The organism is Clostridium sp. N3C, from assembly GCF_900095445.1.
GTDB lineage: Bacteria > Bacillota > Clostridia > Clostridiales > Clostridiaceae > Clostridium_AU.
Map to the genome: position 1 here is coordinate 1 of NZ_FMJL01000092.1, position 212 is coordinate 212.

The following is a 212-nucleotide window of genomic DNA, read 5'->3' on the forward strand; positions in this document are numbered from 1 at the left end:
TGGTGGGCTTAAATGGACTCGAACCATCGACCTCACGCTTATCAGGCGTGCGCTCTAACCAGCTGAGCTATAAGCCCATGTGGTGGAGATAAAGAGATTCGAACTCTTGACCCCCTGCGTGCAAGGCAGGTGCTCTCCCAGCTGAGCTATACCCCCACATTTGAGAAACCTTTTGGTCTCTCAAAATTGAACAGAGATTAGTCAACGGTACG

2 tRNA genes are annotated in these 212 nt (G+C 50.5%); both read right to left on the reverse strand.

Features of this window, described 5'->3' with window-relative positions:
• Positions 1-77, reverse strand: a tRNA-Ile gene (locus tag N3C_RS14405).
• A gap of 3 nt (positions 78-80) precedes the next feature.
• Positions 81-156, reverse strand: a tRNA-Ala gene (locus tag N3C_RS14410).
• Between the last annotated feature and the right edge of the window lie 56 nt (positions 157-212).